The following is a 275-nucleotide window of genomic DNA, read 5'->3' on the forward strand; positions in this document are numbered from 1 at the left end:
GTGACTTCCAGGTGTACGGCATGGGCGCCCACAACATGGTGGACGGCGTCTTCATGTACTCCGGCCCGTGGAAGTCACGAATGACCGCCTCGAAGATGTTGAGGCCGAGGATGAAGGGCGGGAACATCAGCATCCACTTGTTGGCGGAAGCACCCTTGATGAAGCGCAGCGCGAGGAAGCCGAGGCAGCCGGCCAGGGCGGAGTAGACCTTCACCCAGTGGAACCAGGTGCCTGTCGATGTGCCGGGGGCGGCCGTGGTCGGCCAGACGAAGACC

Annotated in this window: 1 protein-coding gene; it reads right to left on the reverse strand. The window is 63.6% G+C overall.

What is annotated here, in order from left to right:
• On the reverse strand, positions 1-275 hold a 275-nt coding region (locus tag ACS2QP_RS27650), incomplete at both ends, for a DUF5692 family protein (RefSeq protein WP_438883045.1).

This window comes from Bacillus cereus group sp. Bce019 (assembly GCF_051781745.1).
Lineage (GTDB): Bacteria > Bacillota > Bacilli > Bacillales > Bacillaceae_G > Bacillus_A > Bacillus_A cereus.